At 46.8% G+C, this 15,244-nt stretch carries 16 protein-coding genes; 1 reads left to right on the top strand and 15 read right to left on the bottom strand.

The genetic code is table 11. The features are described from left to right. Nucleotides 1-75 precede the first annotated feature (75 nt). The gene (gene xseA / locus F0229_RS07290; RefSeq protein ID WP_065584650.1) at nucleotides 76-1,422 is read left to right on the top strand and encodes an exodeoxyribonuclease VII large subunit; all 1,347 of its coding nucleotides are present in this window, start codon (nucleotides 76-78) and stop codon (nucleotides 1,420-1,422) included. Nucleotides 1,423-1,515: 93 nt separating this feature from the next. Here the strand turns inward: xseA and ureG are convergent, their stop codons facing one another. The 15 genes from ureG to F0229_RS07215 all read right to left on the bottom strand — a co-directional run bounded on the left by ureG (nucleotide 1,516) and on the right by F0229_RS07215 (nucleotide 15,122). After that, complete coding sequence (ureG, locus tag F0229_RS07285) at nucleotides 1,516-2,154, bottom strand: urease accessory protein UreG (RefSeq protein WP_017062498.1); 639 nt, start codon at nucleotides 2,152-2,154, stop codon at nucleotides 1,516-1,518. Between the two features lie 46 nt (nucleotides 2,155-2,200). Further along, a complete protein-coding gene (locus F0229_RS07280; protein ID WP_065584651.1) occupies nucleotides 2,201-2,881 on the bottom strand; it encodes an urease accessory protein UreF in 681 nt (226 codons plus the stop codon). Between the two features lie 42 nt (nucleotides 2,882-2,923). After that, on the bottom strand, nucleotides 2,924-3,520 hold the full coding sequence (locus F0229_RS07275; protein WP_017079882.1) for a HupE/UreJ family protein: 597 nt from the start codon (nucleotides 3,518-3,520) through the stop codon (nucleotides 2,924-2,926). A 235-nt stretch (nucleotides 3,521-3,755) separates the two neighbouring features. Beyond that, nucleotides 3,756-4,208: an urease accessory protein UreE gene (gene ureE / locus F0229_RS07270; RefSeq protein WP_171732545.1), complete on the bottom strand. Its 453-nt coding sequence runs from the start codon at nucleotides 4,206-4,208 to the stop codon at nucleotides 3,756-3,758. 90 nt (nucleotides 4,209-4,298) lie between these two features. Then, nucleotides 4,299-6,002, bottom strand: a complete 1,704-nt coding sequence (gene ureC / locus F0229_RS07265; protein WP_171732544.1) for an urease subunit alpha — start codon at nucleotides 6,000-6,002, stop codon at nucleotides 4,299-4,301. Between the two features lie 39 nt (nucleotides 6,003-6,041). After that, nucleotides 6,042-6,377, bottom strand: a complete 336-nt coding sequence (locus F0229_RS07260; protein ID WP_017062503.1) for an urease subunit beta — start codon at nucleotides 6,375-6,377, stop codon at nucleotides 6,042-6,044. Nucleotides 6,378-6,388: 11 nt separating this feature from the next. Beyond that, on the bottom strand, nucleotides 6,389-6,691 hold the full coding sequence (gene ureA / locus F0229_RS07255) for an urease subunit gamma (RefSeq protein WP_004735119.1): 303 nt from the start codon (nucleotides 6,689-6,691) through the stop codon (nucleotides 6,389-6,391). Nucleotides 6,692-6,824: 133 nt separating this feature from the next. After that, nucleotides 6,825-7,772 carry an urease accessory protein UreD gene (locus F0229_RS07250; RefSeq protein ID WP_171732543.1) on the bottom strand — a complete coding sequence of 316 codons (948 nt, stop codon included), beginning with the start codon at nucleotides 7,770-7,772 and terminating at the stop codon, nucleotides 6,825-6,827. Next, on the bottom strand, nucleotides 7,769-8,464 hold the full coding sequence (urtE, locus tag F0229_RS07245) for an urea ABC transporter ATP-binding subunit UrtE (RefSeq protein WP_171732542.1): 696 nt from the start codon (nucleotides 8,462-8,464) through the stop codon (nucleotides 7,769-7,771). The genes F0229_RS07250 and urtE overlap by 4 nt, the downstream gene beginning before the upstream one ends. 1 nt (nucleotide 8,465) lies before the next feature. Beyond that, nucleotides 8,466-9,308 carry an urea ABC transporter ATP-binding protein UrtD gene (urtD, locus tag F0229_RS07240; RefSeq protein ID WP_017062506.1) on the bottom strand — a complete coding sequence of 281 codons (843 nt, stop codon included), beginning with the start codon at nucleotides 9,306-9,308 and terminating at the stop codon, nucleotides 8,466-8,468. After that, a complete protein-coding gene (gene urtC / locus F0229_RS07235) occupies nucleotides 9,305-10,477 on the bottom strand; it encodes an urea ABC transporter permease subunit UrtC (RefSeq protein WP_171732541.1) in 1,173 nt (390 codons plus the stop codon). The genes urtD and urtC overlap by 4 nt, the downstream gene beginning before the upstream one ends. 10 nt (nucleotides 10,478-10,487) lie before the next feature. Then, on the bottom strand, nucleotides 10,488-12,116 hold the full coding sequence (gene urtB, locus F0229_RS07230; protein WP_171732540.1) for an urea ABC transporter permease subunit UrtB: 1,629 nt from the start codon (nucleotides 12,114-12,116) through the stop codon (nucleotides 10,488-10,490). Between the two features lie 160 nt (nucleotides 12,117-12,276). Further along, a complete protein-coding gene (urtA, locus tag F0229_RS07225; protein WP_004735113.1) occupies nucleotides 12,277-13,563 on the bottom strand; it encodes an urea ABC transporter substrate-binding protein in 1,287 nt (428 codons plus the stop codon). A 293-nt stretch (nucleotides 13,564-13,856) separates the two neighbouring features. Next, nucleotides 13,857-14,084 carry a zinc ribbon domain-containing protein gene (locus F0229_RS07220; RefSeq protein WP_017062829.1) on the bottom strand — a complete coding sequence of 76 codons (228 nt, stop codon included), beginning with the start codon at nucleotides 14,082-14,084 and terminating at the stop codon, nucleotides 13,857-13,859. 36 nt (nucleotides 14,085-14,120) lie between these two features. Beyond that, a complete protein-coding gene (locus tag F0229_RS07215) occupies nucleotides 14,121-15,122 on the bottom strand; it encodes a sensor domain-containing diguanylate cyclase (RefSeq protein WP_171732539.1) in 1,002 nt (333 codons plus the stop codon). Nucleotides 15,123-15,244: the final 122 nt, after the last annotated feature.

Raw genomic sequence — 15,244 nt, 5'->3', positions numbered from 1 at the left:
ATTGCCGCTATCTTCCATACTCACGCCCTGTGAGATTCCAAGAAAGACCTTCCTTCAAGGAAAGATAGTGCTTCTATGACTAATCCAAACATCTTTACTGTTTCTCGCCTCAACTCAGAGGTTCGTCTCCTATTAGAAAACGAAATGGGAATAGTCTGGCTCGTTGGTGAAATCTCAAACTTCTCTGCACCTGTATCTGGTCACTGGTACCTCACGCTTAAAGACTCTCGCGCTCAAGTTAAGTGCGCCATGTTTCGTGGCAATAACCGCCGTGTGACCTTTAAGCCTCAGAACGGCAATCAAGTTTTAGTCAAAGCTCGCCTATCTCTTTACGAGCCACGCGGTGACTACCAACTGATCATCGAAAGCATGCAGCCAGAGGGTGACGGTAAACTTCAGCAAGAATTTGAAAAGCTGAAGATGAACCTTGCCGCAGAAGGACTGTTTGCTCAATCAAGTAAGCAAGCTCTTCCTGAACACCCAAAACGTGTTGGCGTTATCACATCTAAAACCGGTGCAGCGCTGTTTGATATTCTTGATGTACTAAAAAGGCGCGATCCTTCGCTACCGGTTGTGGTTTACCCGACCATGGTTCAAGGCGAAGAGGCGGCGATTCAGATTGCCCAAGCGATTGGACGCGCTAACGAACGCAATGAATGTGATGTGTTAATCGTCGGCCGTGGTGGCGGCTCACTGGAAGACCTATGGTGCTTCAATAACGAGATCGTAGCTCGCACAATCGCAGCAAGCCAAATCCCGATTATCAGCGCCGTTGGCCACGAAGTGGATGTCACTATCGCTGATTTCGTTGCCGATATGCGTGCCCCAACGCCATCAGCTGCCGCAGAATTGGTTAGCCGTGATAACAGTCATAAAGAACAAGCTTTCGCGTCTAAACGTGCTCGCTTAGTCAGTGCGATTCGTCATGTGTTAATCAAACAGGCGCAATCAACTCAAACGTTGAAATACCGCTTAGAGAAGCAACACCCTAGCTACCAACTTCAAAAGCAGAGTCAGCAGCTTGATGACCTAGATATGCGTTTGCGTCGTGGTATGACTCAATACCTAAAACAGCATGCACAGCGTGTTGAACGTAAACAGCACCAGCTTCAATTGAACTCGCCAGTGAAACGCCTTGGCGAACAGAAACTGCATCTGCAACGTTCAGAGCAAAAGCTATTGGATGCAATGGATAAAACACTGCTAACCACTCGCCACCAGCTCGCTATGGCTGCAGAGAAGTTAGAGACCGTTAGTCCACTGGCAACCCTAAAGCGTGGCTACAGCATTACTCATTCAGAATCGAGCAAGACGGTATCATCGATTAACGATGTCGAAGTCGGTGAAGTGATCACCACTCAAGTTGAAGACGGTGTGATTGAGTCGCAAGTGACCACAAGAGTGACTAAGAGCGAGCTTTAAGTTCGACCTAACGTTTCAAACCAGAAAGCCCTATCGATAATCGACAGGGCTTTTTAGTATCTAACGCTTTCAAAAAACTAACCTATTCCAACCCTACTCAGTAGTAGAAGGCTCCTTCATGGTTAGCATCCCTTCAGTCACAATAAAGTTGATGATGAAGTCTAGCCCTTGGCTCTCTTTGAGGTTGGTGAACACGTATGGCTTGGTTGGACGCATGCGTTGTGTGTCTTGCTCCATCACCTCAAGTGACGCACCCACATATGGTGCTAAATCGATCTTATTGATAACCAGCAGATCAGAACGCGTAATACCCGGTCCGCCTTTACGTGGGATCTTCTCCCCTTCCGCTACATCAATCACGTAGATGGTAAGATCGGCTAATTCAGGGCTGAACGTCGCACTCAAGTTATCACCGCCACTTTCGACGAATACCACATCGAGGTTTTTGTGCAGCTTAGCCAGCTCTTCTACCGCAGCTAAGTTCATCGACGCATCTTCACGGATCGCCGTGTGCGGACAGCCACCCGTTTCAACACCAATGATACGATCCGGTTCTAGCGCTTCTGCTCGCGTGAGTATCTTGGCATCTTCTTGTGTGTAGATGTCGTTGGTTACCACGGCAATGTTGAGCTTGTCGCGAATAGCTTTACATAGCACTTCTAATAGCGCTGTTTTACCAGACCCTACCGGGCCGCCAATACCAATTCGAAGTGGTTGCTTATAACTTTCCATTGTCTACTTCCTTATATTCTTTTTGCTACATCGTTCGCGCTAACCGCTACGAACGAAATAGTCGTGTGTATTGTGTTTCGTGCAATGAACTCGCTAATGCCATCGAAGGCGAAAAGCTGCCTATCATCCAATCTTCTATCGTGCGGGCCTTTTCGATCACCTCAGGAAAGGTGTTGGTGATATTAATCAATGCCAACTGACCATCGGTTTGACCTAAAGGCACTAACTTGACCCCTGCGGTAACGATGTTTTCAAGCCAACTCCATAAATAACCCTGCTTGAGGCTCTCTAAATCAATACCCCAATGCTGAGCCGCCATACACATGCCCAACAATTGGTTTGGATGACTATCAACAGAATCCACCAGCGAAATATCGATATCCAAGCGTTTCAACAAGGTGTTCAATGCATGCCCACGCTGCTTTTCTTCCGCTCGCAATTCACTGGTTTCACGGCTTGAGTATAAGTAGTTACACCAATGCTCAATCTCATCGATTTCACCCTTTTCTAGCGCGTGATAAAGACGCTCTAAGATAGGTAATTCCAAAGTTGCGACACTGGAACTGACGATGGTATTAAGCCACTGTTCCATGCTGTTGCGATCGGTCACCCACCCCGCTTCAACCGCTAACTCTAAGCCTTGCGAATAAGTGAACCCACCAATCGGCAACGATGGACTGATCAATTGAAACAGACGATAGACGGCTACATTTTCTGTTGTGGTCATAATCGTGCCCTCAGTCTTCCAGAATCAAATAAGTTCGAGAGCCTACGCGCCTAACAGCAATAGTGCGCTTGCTGAAGCCACGCCGACTGACAACCATTTAGAGTAAACCGCGCGACCAACAAAAGTACCGATAACCATCAGAGCCAAAGCACTGATACTCATGCCTGTTGCGAACTGAGTCAGGTTGCTCGCGGCTTCAACGCCGTGTGCGTAACCATGGAAAAACAACATAGCAATCGAAGCAACTAATACGCTGTTTACACGCTTGGTTGATGGTGAGAATACATGCCATAAACATAAGCTGACGACAAACAGAGAAGCGATAATGGCAGGCTCAACAATCACAGAGAAACCTAGGGCTTGGCCTGCGATAAGCCCTACCACTAAAGACACCAATCCACCGCCAATCAGAGCTGCTTTTGTCTTGGTGGAAAATGACAGTGCGCCAATTAATAAACCGAAAGCGATCAGCATGATCAGATGATCCATGCCAGTCACAGGGTGAGTTAAGCCAGACATAAACGAGTGAGACTCATGAACTGAATGCGCCCCATGTCCTGGGTGAGCGAAAGCCATCGTTGATGTTGTTAGAGAAGCTATTGTGAAAGTACATAAGCCAGCAGCTGTTTTAAAGTTCATCGCGAGTTCCTTGCTTTATACCAATCGTAGTAAATAATTGCTCACCCTAGCTTGCTAAAATGCTCGATAACTGCGTTATAATTTTTGATTGTAGAATAACTACTTATCGAAAAATTATGCCTTGTTCTCAAGCCTTTTTTCTGCGCTATTGTTGATCACTTACTTACTGTGATTGGTATTATTGTTATTAATATCGTTGTTATATAAATCGTCTAGTGAGCCATCAATGACTCGATTAATGATGGTGATGATGTCCACCTGAGCGACCGCCATAAGCGCCACCTTCAGGTTCAAAGGGTTGTTTTTCGGTCGTCACTATCGCGCCCAAACCTTCCACCATTTCATCCAAAACATGGTCGTGTTGATAGCGAACCCACCCCGCTTCCACTTGCAGCGGAACATGTCGGTTACCAAGGTGGTAAGCCACTCGTGTTAACAGGAGCATGTCTTCACAGTAAACAGTCGAAACGGTTTCTGGTGCCGCTTTCACTTCCACTACCAAGCCACATTCACTCGACAGTTGTTCGCCACCACGCAAGATATGACCTCGCGGTAGAAACAGGCCGGCATTACGTCCGTCATCTAACATCACCTTAAGACGGCTTTTGATTCGGCTATCGATCGGCAGGCTTAAGTAGCCATCCGGTGCATTTTGCATTTGAGTATTCAGTTGAGTCAGTTCAATCATTGCTATTACCTCAATCTCCTTGTGAGATTTATAACGTTCAAAATAAGAGCCCTCAATTAAGAGCTAAAACAAGAGCCTTCTGCCGAGCTATTAGAATAAAAAATATCTCTGAGCCATTGGCAGCTCTTCTGCAGGCTCACATGTCAGCAGTTCCCCATCGGCGCGTACTTGATACGTCTGAGAATCCACCTCAATTTTTGGCATCCAATCATTGAGCTTCATGTCGGCTTTACTGATGTTTCGGCAGTTGCTCACAACACCAATCAAGCTCTGCAGACCCAATTGCTTGTCGATGTTCTGCGCCTTGGCTTCTTTAGAGACAAACAGCATTGATGTGTTCTGACACGCCTTGCCGTAGCTACCAAACATCGAGCGATAGTGAACTGGCTGAGGTGTTGGGATTGAAGCGTTTGGGTCACCCATCGGCGCCATGGCGATCATGCCGCCTTTCAAAATCACGCTTGGTTTCACGCCAAAGAAGGCAGGCTTCCACAGTACTAGATCCGCCAGCTTTCCAGCTTCGATAGAGCCGATCTCATGTGCCATACCGTGCGTAATCGCAGGGTTAATGGTGTATTTAGCGACATAGCGTCTTAGGCGGAAGTTATCGCTGTAGTCGGAATCTTCTTTTAGGCTGCCGCGCTGAACTTTCATCTTGTGCGCAGTTTGCCAAGTTCGAGTGATCACCTCGCCTACACGTCCCATTGCTTGTGAGTCCGAAGCGATCATCGAAAAGGCACCTAAGTCATGAAGAATGTCTTCTGCGGCAATGGTTTCACGGCGGATACGTGACTCTGCGAACGCGACATCTTCAGCAATCGATGGCGACAAGTGATGACAGACCATCAACATGTCTAAGTGCTCATCGACGGTATTGATGGTGTAAGGGCGTGTTGGATTGGTTGAGGAAGGCAAAACGTTCGGCTCACCTGCAGCACGAATAATATCGGGAGCATGACCACCGCCCGCACCTTCGGTGTGATAGGTATGAATCACGCGGTCGCCGATTGCGCCAAGTGTCGATTCAACAAAACCAGATTCATTCAGAGTGTCGGTATGAATCGCAACTTGTACGTCCATCTCGTCAGCCACACTCAAACAGGTATCGATTGAAGCGGGAGTGGTTCCCCAGTCTTCGTGTAACTTCAAACCCACCGCGCCTGCCGCTACTTGCTCACGTAGTGCTTCTGGCTGACTGGCATTGCCTTTGCCTAACAAACCAAAGTTCATCGGGAATTGATCGAGTGACTCTAGCATGCGGTGCATGTTCCAAGGCCCCGGTGTGCATGTGGTCGCGTTAGTACCTGTGTTTGGTCCAGTGCCACCGCCGATCATGGTTGTCACACCTGACGCCAGTGCTTCTGCAATCTGTTGTGGGCAAATAAAATGAATGTGTGAATCAATACCACCAGCAGTCAAGATTGAACCTTCGCCTGCTAAAATTTCCGTGCCCGGGCCAATCACAATATCAACGCCCGGTTGAACATCTGGGTTGCCCGCTTTGCCCAATGCCTGAACTCGACCATCTTTGACTGCGACATCGGCTTTTACGATGCCCCAGTAATCCAACACAATCGCGTTAGTGATCACCAAATCTGGAGTTTCGGCACTTGGACGTTGGCTTTGCCCTTGTCCATCACGGATAACTTTGCCGCCGCCGAATTTCACTTCGTCGCCGTATACGGTGTAATCTTTTTCAACTTCTAGCCATAAATCAGTGTCAGCAAGACGCACTCGGTCACCGACTGTTGGCCCAAACATTTCGGCATAAGCCTGTCTGGATATCGTCGCCATGTTCAATCCTTTGTTATTTTCATTATTCCGTGGGAGCGCTTAGAGCTTGCCCATCACCTTTCCTTGGAAGCCATAGATCTCTAACTTACCGGCGTAACGCACTAACTCGACGCTACGCGACTGACCCGGCTCAAAGCGGGTTGCAGTACCCGCAGGAATATTGAGTCGAAAGCCTTTAGTGACTTCTCGGTTAAAGATCAGCGAAGGGTTTGCTTCATAGAAGTGGTAATGAGAGCCAATTTGGACAGGACGATCGCCAATGTTTTGCACCTTAACGGACGTTGTGTCTCGGCCTTCATTGAGAGTGATGTCACCCGGTGCGGTTTCTACTTTTCCGGGAACGAATCCTGAGTATTGTTTTGTGGAACCAGCCATATTACTTCTCCCTACACGATAGGTTCATGAACGGTCACCAGCTTGGTGCCATCAGGAAAAGTGGCTTCGACTTGTACATCAGGGATCATGGAAGGGATCCCCTCCATAACGTCATCGACAGTAAGAAGTGTGCGTCCAAAATCCATTAATTCTGAAACGGTTTTACCCTCGCGGGCACCTTCGAGAATGGCACTGCTGATCAGTGCGATAGATTCTGGGTAGTTGAGCTTTAAGCCTTTTTGTTTGCGCTGCTGTGCCAGCATTCCTGCGCAGAAGATAAGTAGCTTATCTTTTTCTCTTGGTGTTAATTCCATTTAGCCGCCCGCTGTTAGTGTTGTTTTCTTATTGCTCAAAAACGCATGAGCAGTAAGTGGGATTCAATCACAGCAAGCTTGAAAAAATGTACCTAGGGTCGGAAGTCACCCTAGGTACAAAAAGGGCTAATCGCTAAGTCGCCCAAATCCTTGGAAAATCAGGAGTCGTACCACATAAATGAGAGCGAGTTGCTTGCCAAATCTGACCAAAGGCTTGGAGGATATCTTCACTCCAATTACCCAAGGCTCGCACCACAATCAATCCTTCTATCTGAGTAGCACCCAATATTAATGTGGGTTCACTCGACGTTTTTGATGTAACTGATTGCTGTGAAGCTTGCTGTGTAATAGATATGAGCAAGCTCTGTACCAACTCTAGATCTTGCTTCTCATTTGAGGTGATATAAAAGGTTCCCATCATTGAATAATCAAGTAACCCCATATTTATCATCAACTTATCGCCACCATGAAAATTAAAGCCTTCAGTCAGAAGCCTTTGATTATCAAGATAGATTTCTGTTTTCCCAACGAGATGACCATGCTCGAATCCCTCATTCTGTGCAGGGCGTCCAAAACAGTGCATCTCCCAACCCCAAAACTGTGCACCCTTTTCTAGGCGAATTTCAGTATCTAAACGAACGTGTGCATTGGGGAAAAAGATGTTCTCTTGCGGCATCCATTCCAAGCGTGCATCTTTCTTGACGCGCAGGGTTTGCTTCTGCTTGGCGTACTTATTGTTAGAACGATAGAACTTGGTCGCACCGGGTGTGGTGATCAACGTATGAGCACCGCTTTCTACGGTTGCCTCAATATTAAGAGTGTCACCACCTACCACTCCGCCGGGGGGATGAAGTAAGTAGGTGTGACACGTTTCCCCATCAGGATACAAGGGACGTTGCACCGCAAGCGGACCAGACTGCTGACGATTCTTTAATACGGTTTTGTCACCACGGTCGACAAAGGTGAGGTTTAAGCTCGCTTGCCAACCATCACGAATATCTTGTTCGATGGTCTCATTCAGAGACAAGGCTTCTACTAAAGAAGCGTTCCTTACTTCATTCGGAGAAAAGAGAGAATTCATACGGTTAGGTACTCCTTAATCAAGGACTCATTGAGCCCTTTCATTTCACCTTCAGCCACCTGACGCCCACGGTCGAGAATACAAAAACGGTCACCGACCTTTCTCGCAAATGGCAGCTTCTGCTCTACCAACAGAACCGTGAGCCCCATCTTCTCGTTGAGCATACGAATGATGTCTCCAATCTCTTGTACAATATTGGGCTGAATACCTTCTGTTGGTTCATCCAAGATCAATAGCTTTGGATTAACCACCAACGCACGCCCAATTGCGAGTTGCTGCTGCTGACCACCGGATAAGTCACCACCGCGGCGATGCATCATCTCTTTCAAGACAGGGAAGATATCGAAAATGAACTCTGGAATCTTACGATCGCCCTTCTCTCGAATCGGCAAGCCAACCTCTAGATTTTCTTGAACAGTGAGCATCGGGAATATCTGACGACCTTGCGGTACATAGCCGATCCCTTGGCGTGGACGGTCCTCGGCATCGGTTTTCAAAAGTGACTCACCCGATAAGGAGATGTCACCGCTTTCAACCTTCACCAACCCCATAATGCATTGCAGTAAGGTGGTTTTACCGACACCATTTCGCCCCATTAGCACCGTGCATTTACCTTCTGGGATCTGCATATCCAAATCCCACAGCGTGTGGCTCTCACCGTAATATTGATTAACTGATTTAACCTCTAACATCCTATTCTCCGAGATAAACTTGTTTAACTTCAGGGTGAGCCTGCACTTGATCCATGGTGCCTTCTGCCAACACGTGACCTTGATGAAGCACGGTGACGTGGCTAGCAATCGAACGAACGAAATCCATATCGTGTTCAACGACCACAACCGAGTGCTTACCTGCTAGCGAGTTAAGAAGTTCAGAGGTGCGGTCCATTTCTTGGTGAGTCATACCTGCCACGGGTTCATCCACCAGCAACAGCTTAGGGTTTTGCATCAATAGCATGCCGATCTCTAACCACTGCTTTTGTCCGTGAGACAGGTTACCTGCCAAATTCGCCGCTTCGTCTTTTAAATGAATCAGCTCAAGTACCGAGGTCAATTTGTCTTTCTGTTCACCAGACATCACAGCGGTGAACGTCGCCCACACTGAGCGGTCACCGGCCATGGCTAATTCAAGGTTCTGCCACACAGTTAAACACTCAATCACGGTCGGTTTTTGGAATTTACGCCCAACGCCTGCATTGGCGATTTCGGCTTCGTTCATCTTCAATAAGTTGATGTTCGAACCCAACCACACCTCGCCGGTGTCTGGCTTAGTTTTACCTGTGATAATGTCCATCATGGTGGTTTTACCTGCGCCATTAGGACCGATGATACAGCGTAGCTCTCCCTCTTTGATGTAAAGGTTGAGGTCGTTTATCGCTTGGAAACCATCGAAGCTTTTGTTGACGCCTTCGACATACAACAGCACATTATGTCGAGTATCGATGGCAGGATGAATATCGGGTTTGAGGTAATCAAAGACTTCGTCTCGACGAGTGAACGCCTGAACCGATTCCTTTACGCTATTAAATGTGGTCATGCGATCACCTCCTTGGCCTTGTGCTGATCATCCTTATCTTTATCTTGGTTTTTCCCATTTGATGCCTTGCGCAGCAGCTGCCATTTTTCACTAACAAAGCCAATTACACCTTGTGGGAAATACATGGTCGAGAGAACGAATAGCCCACCCAGAGCAAATAACCACACCTCTGGGAACTCAACCGTAAACCAACTCTTGGCGTAGTTGATGATCAATGCCCCAACAATGGCGCCAAACAGAGTGGCACGACCGCCTAAGGCTACCCAAACCACAATCTCAATCGAGTTAAGCGGAGCAAATTCACCCGGGTTAATGATGCCAACTTGAGGAACATATAAAGCCCCAGCAATACCAGCAATAACCGCTGAAAGAACGAAGACCCACAGCTTGATGCCATCGACGTCGTAGCCCATAAAGCGAGTACGTGACTCTGTATCACGAATCGCTAATGCCACACGACCTAATCGACTGGTCACCACCATGCGACAAGCTATGTAGCTGAGAATAAGCGCAATACCAGTCGCGACAAACAGACCTATCTTGACCGCATCACTCTGCAAACTCAGACCGATGATGTCTTTGAAATCCGTCAGTCCGTTGTTGCCACCAAAGCCCATTTCGTTGCGGAAAAATGCCAGCATCAATGCGTAAGTTAATGCCTGAGTCATGATAGAAAGATACACCCCGGACACACGAGAGCGGAAAGCTAAATAACCGAACAAGTAAGCCAATGCGCCCGGCACTAGCACCACCATCAGGCAAGCAAACCAGAACTGGTCAAAGCCATGCCAGAACCACGGCAACGCAGACCAATCAAGGAACACCATGAAATCTGGTAAGACTGGATCACCATAAACCCCACGGTCACCAATCTGACGCATCAAGTACATGCCCATCGCATAACCACCAAGCGCAAAGAAAGCACCGTGGCCAAGGCTCAAGATTCCGAGATAGCCCCACACCAGATCGAGCGCCAACGCCAACATTGCGTAGCTCAGATATTTGCCCATCAGCGAGATAGTAAAAGTCTCGACATGGAGCGGGTGCCCACTTGGTAACATGGTGTTAGCCAGTGGGATAAGAATAACGGCCGCTAGAATGGCAAGGATGGTCAGTTGGCCACCTTTGTCACCACGCATTGCCGAAAGTACAAATGATTTTGACTGCATGATGTTGTCCTTAACCTTCAGCCGCACGACCACGTTGCGGGAAGAGTCCGCGTGGGCGTTTTTGAATAAATAGAATGATGAAAACCAGTACCAGAATCTTGGCGAGAACCGCACCAGCCCATGGTTCTAAAATTTTATTGAACAGACCAAGGCTTAAGCCAGCGACTAGCGTGCCCCATAGGTTGCCAACCCCGCCAAACACCACCACCATGAATGAGTCGATGATGTATGCCTGCCCCATATTTGGACCCACGTTGGTCAGTTGAGAAAGTGCCACACCCGCGACACCCGCAACGCCAGCGCCTAAACCGAAGGTCATCGCATCAACTCGCTCAGAACGAATACCCATCGCACGAGCCATGCCACGGTTTTGAGAAACCGCACGAACCTGTAAGCCTAGTGGTGTCTTTTTCAGAACCATTAATAAGCCCATAAACACCAAACCACAGAACAGGATGATATAAAGTCGGTTGTAAGTCAGGGACAACATTGGGTTCAATTGAAGTGCGCCAGACATCCATTCAGGTGTGCTCACTGAGCGGTTCAAAGGAGAGAAAATCGAGCGAACAGCCTGCTGCAAGATTAAGCTAATACCAAAGGTCGCGAGTAAGGTTTCCAATGGGCGACCATAAAGATGACGAATCACACTGCGCTCAATCGCAATGCCCACTAAGCCAGAAACAATGAATGCCGCTGGAATGGAAAGTATCAGCGCTAGGCCAATATGATTCGGCATCAACAACTGCAATACATAGGTGGTGTAAGCGCCAATCATGATCAGCTCACCATGAGCCATGTTGATAACGCCCATCACACCAAAGGTAATCGCTAAGCCAATGCCTGCCAGTACCAATACCGAGCCTAAGCTCAAACCGAAGAATACGGTTTCTACACCCGAATAGAGTGCTTGGCTTTGTTGATAGCTATCCATCGCACGTTCTGCTGCAGCGGTAATGCTTGGATCTTGCTCAGTGTTTAACAGTTGATTCAGTGTTTTCAGAACCACCGAGTGTTTGAAGTCACCAACTCGTTCAATTGAAGCCACACGATCTTCAATGGTGGCACTGTTATTAAGAGAAGTGGCAATCGCTAACGACAAATCCATTAGCTCAGCTACTTTGCCATCTGATTCATTGGCTCTGAGTTCAGTTAGTCGTTCGATAATGTCAGCGTCTTTGGCTCCTAACAAATCCAAAACCGCCTTATAACGCACATCAGGGTTGCCGCTGTTCAGTCCAATCGAGGCTATTTCCCCGCGTAATATCCCGCGAAGTTTGTTATTCACACGAACCTTTTTAAACTGTCTCGCATTCTCGATATTAAGCGTTGAATCATCCCATACTGACTGAGCTGACGTCGCTGTTTTGATACTTTGAATGAGGTAGAGCTGTTTGTACTGCTCGCTCTGTTTCTCATTGAAGTAGTAAAGGTTTCCGTTTAACCAGCCATCTAAAATAGCTTTCGACACGTCTCCCGTTTGCGTCTCAATCACCCAATCGATAGCTAATTCTTTATCCGATGTTTTCTTACCAACTAGCGCCTTGGTAAAGCTAGCTTCATCCGTTATTCCAGCAAAAGCCAACTGAGCACTGACTGCCATGAGCAACAGCACTTTAAATACGTTTAATACGTTTTTCATCCCTGCTTCCTTAACCAACCAAGTTAGATATTGTTATTTTTACTTGGAGGATGTGTGGATAGTGGTTGTTACCTGAAACTATGAGCCTTCCGTTCGCTTCGCCCGTTAAACAGACGCGTTCTTCCCAAACCGGAAGGCTCAATATTCCTGAATTGACGATCTAGTTACCGCCAGAACACTTCTTCGTTTCGACGTTAAACGCACCACATGAGAATGGCTTCGACCAGCTAGAGAACAGTTTTGCCGATTCAGGTAAGTAACTCGACCAAGCATCACCCGCCACTAGTCCAGTGGTTTCCCAAACGATATCGAATTGACCATCGTCTTGGATTTCACCGATCAGGACTGGTTTAGTAATGTGGTGGTTTGGCAGCATGGTAGAGTAGCCGCCAGAAAGGTTAGGTACAGACACGCCAATCAAGGCATCTTGCACAGATTCAGGATCGGTTGTGCCCGCATTAGTGACCGCTTGAGCCCACATATTGAAGCCAACATAGTGCGCTTCCATTGGGTCATTGGTGACACGCTTTTCACTCTTGATGAACGACTGCCACGTTTCAACGAACTCTTCATTAGCTTCAGTATCAACACTCATGAAGTAGTTCCATGCCGCTAGATGACCAACCAATGGTTCTGTGTCCATGCCTGACAGTTCTTCTTCACCAACAGAGAATGCAATAACTGGGATGTCTTCAGATGAAATGCCTTGAGCGCCTAGCTCTTTATAGAAAGGTACGTTCGCATCGCCGTTTACAGTAGAAACCACAGCGGTTTTCTTGCCAGCTTCACCGAACTTTTTGATGTCTGAAACGATAGATTGCCAATCAGAGTGACCAAATGGCGTGTAGTTGATCATGATGTCTTCTTCTGCGACACCTTTATCTTTTAGGTAGGCTTCTAAGATCTTATTGGTTGTACGTGGATAAACGTAATCGGTACCTGCAAGTACCCAGCGCTCGACTTCAAGCTCTTCCATCAAGTAATCCACTGCTGGGATCGCTTGTTGGTTTGGCGCGGCACCGGTGTAGAAAACGTTTTTAGAAGACTCTTCACCTTCATACTGTACTGGGTAGAAAAGGATGCTGTTGAGTTCTTCAAAGACAGGTAGCATGGATTTACGTGATACCGACGTCCAACCACCGAACACCACATCCACTTTCTCTTTTTCGATAAGCTCACGCGCTTTCTCAGCAAATAGCGGCCAGTTTGACGCAGGGTCAACCACGACAGGCTCTAGCTTCTTACCAAGCAAACCGCCCTTTTTGTTCTGCTCTTCGATGAGCATTAGCACGGTATCTTTTAGCGTTGTCTCACTGATCGCCATGGTGCCAGAGAGTGAGTGTAGAACACCGACCTTGATGGTCTCATCAGCAGCAAACACTGTTGCAGAAGAAAATGAAAGTGTTGTACACAGTGCAGCTAGCGATAAATTGAACACCTTGTTCATGATATTACTCCATAATTGTATTTTTGTTATTCAATTACAGAGTTACAAGAAGAGTGCCAAACTTATAAACCAATGAAATTATTTATAAGTAATTGTATTAATAGAATTTAAAAGAAACTCACACCAATAGAGTGCATAGCAATCATGTAACTATGTTTCATACTGGTGCAGTGACGGTGGGAATGAACCAAGATGACACATTCCTGTTCTTCAGATACAAAAAAGACCCAACACTTTAGTATTGAGTCTCTGGTATAACATCACCGATGGTCGTTCAAACCATGAGTTTAAGGCTATTCCGCTGGTTTAAATTCGAATTTTACTCTCGACTTAGATTTCAACTCGTTGCAATCACCGTTGCAAAAATAGCTCGCCGCACCACAGGCTTGAAGCTTCTCAAGTTGGCTGCTGCACTCAGGACAAAACCCAACTTTAGTAAAGTGAGCCTGACAACTTTCACAGTGATACTTGCCATCCCAAGCTAGCTCAGACTGGCATTTAGGGCAGATATTTTCACTCATTAGCATTTCCTAATTCACTACTATTTTTACAATCTACTACCGCTGAGACTTCGCTTGCTTGATTTGGTACATGTTCTTATCAGCTTGTGCGATCAACTGGTCTAATCCTTGAGGATCTTTCTCACAAGACAACCCAACACTCACTGAGAACTGCACATCATTGATATAAAGCGCTTGTTGCAGTGCTTTCTCTAAGCTGTGGTAGAAGCTAACAACGCTTTCTTGATCATCAAAGCAAGAGAACACCACAAACTCATCGCCACCATAACGGCCTATCTTGGCACATGCTGTGGTTGCCTCATCAAGAACTTCGGCAACCGCCAGCAACACATCGTCACCGAAACTATGGCCATAGGTATCATTTATTGATTTGAACTTATCGACATCCACAAACAGACACGCCATCACCTTTTCTGAAAAACATCGCTTAGCCAACACTTTTTCGGCTTCATTGAACAGTGCACGACGATTCAAGCAATGGGTTAAAGAATCTCGATTGGCGAAAAAGTTAAGCTGATTCTCCAACTCGAACTTCTCTAGTGCTACCGAATACAGGGAAGCCAGTAGTTCTAAGATCTCGAGCTCAAATTCATGCGGCTCAGATATGTACTGACTATAAATAGCGAAGGTACCCAACACATTACCGCGCGACGAGATAATGGGTACCGACCAACAGGCATGCAGATTCGCTTGATTAGTGAGGGCTAAAAAAGGTGCCCAGTTTGGGTGTGCATTTATGTTGGAGACCATCACTGCTTTCTTAAGCGCAGCTGCCTCGCCACAAGAACCTATCCCCGCACCAATTTCTACCCCTTCAATCTGTTGATTGTAAAAATCAGGCAGGTTTGGAGCATATTCAAGGTGTAAAGTTTTAGACTCTGAGTTGAGCAGTAGAATTGAAGCCATGCGCTGCCCAAAAAGCTGCTCGGTAAGCTGAATAATCTTGTGATTTAAATCTTTGCGATCCATCCCAAGCGCAAGCTTCCGTAGCAAGCTATTGACGGCTCGATGGCCTTCTAATAAAAATTGTTGTTCCATTCACTAAGGCTTTCAATTGTGTAATCGGGTACAGCCTGTTCTTATGCAAGCTTGTTATTGGTTAATAATAACACACTAAATTAGTACGACACACAATCGAAGATCATAGGTTGATCTTTCGC

The sequence above is a fragment of the Vibrio sp. AIC-3 genome (assembly GCF_013114515.1).
Classification (GTDB): domain Bacteria; phylum Pseudomonadota; class Gammaproteobacteria; order Enterobacterales; family Vibrionaceae; genus Vibrio; species Vibrio crassostreae_C.
Note: the sequence above shows the minus strand (reverse complement) of the source record. Positions and strands in the feature narration are given on the sequence as shown.

Bases quoted from the DNA above. Each gene is read 5' to 3' on its own strand.
- xseA (WP_065584650.1), top strand. From the start codon at position 76: ATGACTAATCCAAACATCTTTACTGTTTCTCGCCTCAACTCAGAGGTT.
- ureG (WP_017062498.1), bottom strand. From the start codon at position 2,154: ATGGAAAGTTATAAGCAACCACTTCGAATTGGTATTGGCGGCCCGGTA.
- F0229_RS07280 (WP_065584651.1), bottom strand. From the start codon at position 2,881: ATGACCACAACAGAAAATGTAGCCGTCTATCGTCTGTTTCAATTGATC.
- F0229_RS07275 (WP_017079882.1), bottom strand. From the start codon at position 3,520: ATGAACTTTAAAACAGCTGCTGGCTTATGTACTTTCACAATAGCTTCT.
- ureE (WP_171732545.1), bottom strand. From the start codon at position 4,208: ATGATTGAACTGACTCAACTGAATACTCAAATGCAAAATGCACCGGAT.
- ureC (WP_171732544.1), bottom strand. From the start codon at position 6,002: ATGGCGACGATATCCAGACAGGCTTATGCCGAAATGTTTGGGCCAACA.
- F0229_RS07260 (WP_017062503.1), bottom strand. From the start codon at position 6,377: ATGGCTGGTTCCACAAAACAATACTCAGGATTCGTTCCCGGAAAAGTA.
- ureA (WP_004735119.1), bottom strand. From the start codon at position 6,691: ATGGAATTAACACCAAGAGAAAAAGATAAGCTACTTATCTTCTGCGCA.
- F0229_RS07250 (WP_171732543.1), bottom strand. From the start codon at position 7,772: ATGAATTCTCTCTTTTCTCCGAATGAAGTAAGGAACGCTTCTTTAGTA.
- urtE (WP_171732542.1), bottom strand. From the start codon at position 8,464: ATGTTAGAGGTTAAATCAGTTAATCAATATTACGGTGAGAGCCACACG.
- urtD (WP_017062506.1), bottom strand. From the start codon at position 9,308: ATGACCACATTTAATAGCGTAAAGGAATCGGTTCAGGCGTTCACTCGT.
- urtC (WP_171732541.1), bottom strand. From the start codon at position 10,477: ATGCAGTCAAAATCATTTGTACTTTCGGCAATGCGTGGTGACAAAGGT.
- urtB (WP_171732540.1), bottom strand. From the start codon at position 12,116: ATGAAAAACGTATTAAACGTATTTAAAGTGCTGTTGCTCATGGCAGTC.
- urtA (WP_004735113.1), bottom strand. From the start codon at position 13,563: ATGAACAAGGTGTTCAATTTATCGCTAGCTGCACTGTGTACAACACTT.
- F0229_RS07220 (WP_017062829.1), bottom strand. From the start codon at position 14,084: ATGAGTGAAAATATCTGCCCTAAATGCCAGTCTGAGCTAGCTTGGGAT.
- F0229_RS07215 (WP_171732539.1), bottom strand. From the start codon at position 15,122: ATGGAACAACAATTTTTATTAGAAGGCCATCGAGCCGTCAATAGCTTG.